The following is a 5,735-nucleotide window of genomic DNA, read 5'->3' on the forward strand; positions in this document are numbered from 1 at the left end:
TCCCGGGCCCGTCGCGGCCGCCGCCGCCCCGCGCCGCCGTGGCGGCCGCGCGATTGCCGGCACGGTAGCCCAAAGGCGGCGCGTACCGCTACCACCGCGCGTGGCGGGTCGGTCCCCGGGCTTGCCCTGTAGGAGCGGCGCGAGCCGCGACCGCGGGGTAGCCGGTCGCGCCGCATGCGCGATGTCGCGGTCGCGGCTCGCGCCGCTCCTACACGGCAATACGCGGCCGCCGGCGCGGGGCCGGATCGTTGGGAGCATTTACTCTAGCCACGGCGCTTACGGTCGCCCGATCAGCGCCGCACGCCACGCCGCGCCATAGCGGGAACCGCCAGTGCCCTCCGAGTTCGACTACATCATCATCGGCGCCGGTTCGGCCGGCTGCGTCCTCACCAACCGCCTCAGCGAGGATCCCGACACCCGGGTGCTGTTGATCGAAGCCGGCCCGCGCGATTACCACCCCTTCATCCACATGCCCGGCGGCATCGCCAAGCTGGTCAACCAGAAGGGCGTGAACTGGGACTACGACACCGCGCCGGAACCCAACCTCGACGGCCGCCGCCTGTGGTGGCCGCGCGGCCGCGTGCTCGGCGGCTCCAGCTCGATCAACGCCATGTGCTACATCCGCGGCGTGCCCGGCGATTACGACGAATGGTCCGCGCTCGGCGCGCGCGGCTGGGGTTGGGACGACGCCCTGCCCTACTTCAAGCGCAGCGAGCGCAACAGCCGCGGCGACGACGCCCTGCACGGCAGCCTCGGCCCGCTGTACGTGTCCGACCTGCGCCACACCAACCCGCTGTCGTCGGCCTTCATCGACGCCGCCGAACAGGCCGGCTACGCCCGCAACCGCGATTTCAACGGCCCGCAGCAGCAGGGCTTCGGCTTCTACCAGGTGACCCAGAAGAACGGCGCGCGCTGCTCCAGCGCGGTCGCCTACCTGGATCCGGCGCGCGAGCGCCGCAACCTGCAGGTGGTCACCGGCGCGCTGGTCAACCGCATCACCTTCGAACGCGGCCGCGCCACCGGCGTGGTCTACCGCCACGGCGGCAGCGCGCTGCACCAGCGCGCCGCGCGCGAGGTGCTGCTGTGCGGCGGCGCGATCAATTCGCCGCAGTTGCTGATGCTGTCCGGCATCGGCCCGGCCGCGCAGCTGCGCCGGCACGACATCGAGGTGCTGGCCGACGCGCCGCAGGTCGGGCAGAACCTGCAGGACCACCTCGACATCTGCACGCTCTACCACGCCACCCAGCGCATCACCTACGACCGCGCCAGCGAGCTCAAGGTGATCTTCGATTACTTCCTGCGCGGCCACAGCGGCATCGGCAGCAGCAACATGGCCGAGGCCGGCGGCTTCGTGCGCTCGCAGTACGCCAGCGACGAACGCGCCGACATCCAGTTCCATTTCGTCCCGGCGATGCTCGACGACCACGGCCGCCACCGCCTGCCCGGCGACGGCTACACCGTGCACGCCTGCTTCCTGCGCCCGCGCAGCCGCGGCCATCTGGAACTGGCCAGCGCCAGCGCCGGCGACAAGCCGCGCCTGCATCCGAACTACCTCGGCGACGCCGACGGCTTCGATCTGAAGATGACGATCGAATGCGCCAAGCTCTCGCGCGATCTGCTCCGGCAGAAAGCCTTCGACGGCTACCGCGGCGCGCCGATCTTCCCGGCCCGCGACGATCTCGACGACGCCGGCCTGGAAGCGTTCGTGCGGGCCAAGGCCGAGAGCATCTACCACCCGGTCGGCACCTGCCGCATGGGCAGCGACGACGCCGCGGTGGTCGACCCGCACCTGCGCGTGCGCGGCGTCGAAGGCCTGCGCGTGATCGACGCCTCGGTGATGCCGACTCTGATCGGCGGCAATACCAATGCGCCGACGATGATGATCGCCGAGCGCGCAGCGGATCTGATTCGCGGGCGGGTTTGATTCGGGATTCGGGATTCGGGATTCGGGATTCGGGATTCGGGATTCGGGATTCGGGATTCGGGATTCGGGATTCGGGATTCGGGATTCGGGATTCGGGATTCGGGATTCGGCGATCGGCGATCGGCGATCGGCGATCGGGCCGAGACTGTGGGAGTCGTTGGCTGTTGTGGGAGGGGCTTCAGCCCCGATGCCCTTCGGTCTGATCGCGGCGATCCGGCACAAGAGCATCGGGGCTGAAGCCCCTCCCACAACAGCCTCCACCCGCCCTGCCTCGCAGCCGCCCAGCCCCGCACTTTCGCGCCACCCAAAGGCCACATCCCCAGACCGCGCCGCGGTTTGCAGAAAAACAATTAATCCCTGAAAAAACATAAACCTGAATGCGGTTGTTGCCCAACTCCCTGAGATCGGAGCTAGAATCGGGCCACCCGGTCTTTGCAGGCGCTGAGCGATGAAACGCGATCCTTCCCGACGCTCACTCACCCCTTGGCGCGTGAGTGCGCTCGCGGCGCTGCTCACCCTGACCCTCGGCTCCACCGCGCAGACCTCGCTGCGCTGGCAACCGGCCAACCCGTCCCTGCCCGCGCCGGTGTCCACCGACGCGGTCGCGCGCGGCCAGGGCAGCGATGGCACCGCGCCGCAGGGCCTGGGCATCGGCGCGCCGGCCAACGCCAATGTGCGCGTGCAGCCGCTGGCCGCCGGCTTCGACGTGCAGCAGTTCGAGGCGATGGCCCAGGCCATGGTCGCCGACCAGCGCATTCCGGGCATGGCCATGGCCATCGTCCACAACGGCCAGATCCTCAGCGCGCGCGGCTACGGCATCACCGACGTGCGCAACGCCGAGGCGATCGACGCCCACACCGTGTTCCGCCTGGCCTCGCTGTCCAAGAGCTTCGCCGGCACCCTGACCGGCCTGCTGGTCAACGACGGCACCCTGCGCTGGGACAGCAAGGTCGTCGACTACATGCCCGGCTTCCAGCTGGTCGATTCCAGCGCCGCGCACAACGTCACCGTCGCCGACGTGCTCAGCCACCGCGTCGGCCTCGGCCACAACACCTACGACCGCGACCTGGAGAACTACGCCGACTACCGCGTGCTGACCCAGAAGCTCGCCTACGCGCCGATGACCTGCCAGCCGGGCACCTGCTACGGCTACCAGAACATCGCCTTCAGCCTGATCGGCGACGTGGTCTTCGCCGCCACCGGCGACTTCTACAGCCAGGAAGTGCAGCGCCGCCTGTTCAAGCCGCTGGGCATGAACGACGCCAGCCTCGGCCTGGAAGGCATCACCGCCAGCGCGCGCTGGGCCAAGCCGCACGTGCGCGCGCGCGGCGGCTGGGCCTCGGTGACGCCGAAGCCGACCTATTACCAGTTGCCGCCGGCCGCCGGCGTCAACGCCAGCGCCAGCGACATGGCGCAGTGGCTGATCGCGCAGACCGGCCACCGCCCCGACGTGCTGCCGCTGCCGCTGCTGGCCACCCTGCACCAGCCGCTGGTGGACACGCCCAGCGAGATCCGCGGTTCCAGCTGGCGCCGCCAGCGCATCGGTTCGGCCGGCTACGCGCTGGGCTGGCGCGTGTTCGACTACGCCGGCCATCGCGTGGTGTTCCATGCCGGCGCGGTCCAGGGCTACCGCGGCATGGTCGCGATGATGCCCGAGCGCGACCTCGGCATCGCGGTGCTGTGGAACAGCGAGAGCGGCCTGCCGACCGGGCTGCTGCCGACCATCCTCGACCGCGCCATCGGCATGCCGGTGCAGCGCTGGCTCGACGTCGACGGCTTCGACGACCCGGGCCTGTACGCCTCCGAAGGCGTCGGCCCGGCGCGCGACATCAACGGCAGCAACGCGCAGAAGTCGACCGCGGCGCCGAAGTAGGCGGGGGCGGAATCGGCAAGGGAAAGGCCCGCTTCGGCGGGCCTTTTCGTTTGCGGCGTTCGCTGGTGGGAGGGACTTCGGTCCCGATGCTCTTGGCTCCGATCGCGGCGATCGGAAAGGAAGGCATCGGGACTGAAGTCCCTCCTACAAGAACCCGCCCTCAGCCCGGTTCGTTCTCCATCACCTGCTTGAGCCGCGCCAGCCCCTGCTCGTAATCCTTGCCGACCATCTTCTCCATCAGCAGGCCGATCCAGCGCCCCATCAGGTTGTAGCCGTGGTCGCTGTCCAGTGCCCAGGTCAGCCGGGTGCCGTCGCCTTCGGCGGCGAGGGTGTAGGTCGCCGTGGCCTGGCTGCCGTCGAAGTCCAGCGCGACCGCGATCCGGCTGTGCGGCACCGACTCGGCGATGCGCTGGCTGCCGCGTCCGACCTGCTTGCCCTCCCAGGCCATGCCCGCGCCGACGCCGGACTCCGGCCCGCTGTAGCGGTACTTCGCCTCCGGCTCGAGCGCATACCACGGCGACCATTCGTTGAAGCGCTTGAACGAGTCGAGCATGGCGAACACCTGCGCCGGCGGCCGCTGGATCACCGCGGAGCGTTCGACATGGGTCTTGTCCGGCAACAGCAGGCCGCCGCCGGCGAAGACCACGGCGAGCAGCACGATCAGATAGAACAGACCCTTGAGCAGAGCGTTCACGGCGCGATCCCCGGCGGTGGCTACGCACCGATCCTAGCGCCGTCGCGGCGCGTACGCGGGAATGTCGGGCGGGCGGCCGACGGGAGGCGCCGCGATTCGGCGCGGGTGAGGCTCGGTGAGCGACGCCGCGACCGGGGTCGGGGCCGGCGACGCATCGCCGGGCAGCGGCGAACTGGGCGAGCAGCGCCGCGGCCAACGGCCGCCCATAAAAAAACTCTCCCCCCGCCTGGGCTGCGGGGAGAGAGTCTGATTACGGCTTAATCGGGGCGCTGATTCAGATCAGCGGAGCCGGGGTCGCCGGCAGAGCGGCGGCCTTCGGCTTGCGGGCGCGCTTGGCGGCCTTCTTCGGGGCCTTCTTGGCGGCCTTCTTGGCAGTCTTCTTGGCCGCCTTCTTGGCGGTCTTCTTGGCGGTCTTCTTGGTGGCCTTCTTGGCGGCCTTCTTCGCAGTCTTCTTGGTCGCCTTCTTGGCGGCCTTCTTCGCGGTCTTCTTCACCGCCTTCTTGGCGGTCTTCTTGGTGGCCTTCTTGGCGGTCTTGCGGACGGCCTTCTTGGCGACCTTCTTCACGGCCTTCTTGGCGGTCTTCTTGGTGGCCTTCTTGGCGACCTTCTTAGCGCCGGCCTTCTTGGCGACCTTCTTCGTCGCTTTCTTGGCGGCGGACTTCTTAGCGGCTTTCTTAACGGCCATGGGATGGCTCCTCGTCAGTGGTTGATCAGGGATGATCAGTGGTGGTGCGGTAAGCCCAGTAGATAAAGACTCTGTGGTGGCAGAGCCGCGGGAGTCGGACCCGCGTGCAACCGCCGGCGCGCGAGGCGCGTCGGAACGGATCGGGGATCGCATCCGGCCGTGGCGGCGACCGGATCGATGGCTGGCCCGCCCAAGCGGGGGGCAGGGGCGGCCGCGCAACCGCGCGGCCAAACAAAAACCCGGGCCGCCGAACGCGTACCGGGTGCATAGCAGGACGCCAGCGATGTCATCGGGACTTTGGATGTCATCGGCAAAGAGAGCGGGGCCAACATTTCTGCAGAGGAAGCGAACCCTGCGTCCACCGTTTTGATAATCCGGGCGGAGGTTCGAGTTGTGCTGCGTGTTGTCGCGCTGGCTGTTCTCACTCTCGTGGCAGGAAACGTCTGCTGGGCGAAACCTAATCACGCTTTTTCCTACTGTCAACAACCCCGGCGAATTTTTCTTCGCCCCGCCGGCCGCGCCGGCGCGACCGGCGCGCGCGCGCGCGTCGTCGGCGAAC

General features: G+C 69.1%; 7 protein-coding genes and 1 pseudogene. 5 read left to right on the forward strand and 3 right to left on the reverse strand.

Features of this window, described 5'->3' with window-relative positions:
- Positions 1 to 331: 331 nt before the first annotated feature.
- The 3 genes from A7A76_RS10950 to A7A76_RS10955 all read left to right on the forward strand — a co-directional run bounded on the left by A7A76_RS10950 (position 332) and on the right by A7A76_RS10955 (position 3,797).
- On the forward strand, positions 332 to 1,924 hold the full coding sequence (locus A7A76_RS10950) for a choline dehydrogenase (protein ID WP_206411215.1): 1,593 nt from the start codon (positions 332 to 334) through the stop codon (positions 1,922 to 1,924).
- 166 nt (positions 1,925 to 2,090) lie between these two features.
- Positions 2,091 to 2,285, forward strand: a complete 195-nt coding sequence (locus A7A76_RS26495; RefSeq protein WP_428995127.1) for a DUF6053 domain-containing protein — start codon at positions 2,091 to 2,093, stop codon at positions 2,283 to 2,285.
- A gap of 87 nt (positions 2,286 to 2,372) precedes the next feature.
- The gene (locus A7A76_RS10955) at positions 2,373 to 3,797 is read left to right on the forward strand and encodes a serine hydrolase domain-containing protein (protein WP_206411216.1); all 1,425 of its coding nucleotides are present in this window, start codon (positions 2,373 to 2,375) and stop codon (positions 3,795 to 3,797) included.
- Here A7A76_RS10955 and A7A76_RS26500 read toward each other — a convergent pair.
- Positions 3,754 to 3,933 (reverse strand): annotated as a pseudogene (locus A7A76_RS26500) (DUF6053 domain-containing protein); the annotation flags it as partial. The gene A7A76_RS10955 and the pseudogene A7A76_RS26500 sit on opposite strands and share 44 nt — an antisense overlap.
- Between A7A76_RS26500 and A7A76_RS26505 the strand changes: the two are divergent.
- Complete coding sequence (locus A7A76_RS26505; protein WP_428995126.1) at positions 3,863 to 4,012, forward strand: DUF6053 domain-containing protein; 150 nt, start codon at positions 3,863 to 3,865, stop codon at positions 4,010 to 4,012. The pseudogene A7A76_RS26500 and the gene A7A76_RS26505 sit on opposite strands and share 71 nt — an antisense overlap.
- Here the strand turns inward: A7A76_RS26505 and A7A76_RS10960 are convergent.
- Both A7A76_RS10960 and A7A76_RS26510 read right to left on the reverse strand, forming a co-directional pair.
- A complete protein-coding gene (locus tag A7A76_RS10960) occupies positions 3,958 to 4,491 on the reverse strand; it encodes an SRPBCC family protein (protein WP_206411217.1) in 534 nt (177 codons plus the stop codon). The two genes, A7A76_RS26505 and A7A76_RS10960, sit on opposite strands and share 55 nt — an antisense overlap.
- Before the next feature lie 274 nt (positions 4,492 to 4,765).
- The gene (locus A7A76_RS26510; protein WP_206411218.1) at positions 4,766 to 5,176 is read right to left on the reverse strand and encodes a hypothetical protein; all 411 of its coding nucleotides are present in this window, start codon (positions 5,174 to 5,176) and stop codon (positions 4,766 to 4,768) included.
- A 297-nt stretch (positions 5,177 to 5,473) separates the two neighbouring features.
- Here A7A76_RS26510 and A7A76_RS10970 point away from each other — a divergent pair.
- Positions 5,474 to 5,735, forward strand: a 262-nt coding sequence (locus tag A7A76_RS10970) for a hypothetical protein (RefSeq protein WP_206411219.1), incomplete at its 3' end; no start/stop codon positions are given.

This window comes from Lysobacter enzymogenes (genome assembly GCF_017168095.1).
Classification (GTDB): Bacteria; Pseudomonadota; Gammaproteobacteria; order Xanthomonadales; family Xanthomonadaceae; genus Lysobacter; species Lysobacter enzymogenes_D.

Excerpts from the sequence above, each read along its gene's own strand:
- A7A76_RS10955 (WP_206411216.1), top strand. The coding sequence starts at position 2,373 with ATGAAACGCGATCCTTCCCGACGCTCACTCACCCCTTGGCGCGTGAGT.
- A7A76_RS26510 (WP_206411218.1), bottom strand. The coding sequence starts at position 5,176 with ATGGCCGTTAAGAAAGCCGCTAAGAAGTCCGCCGCCAAGAAAGCGACG.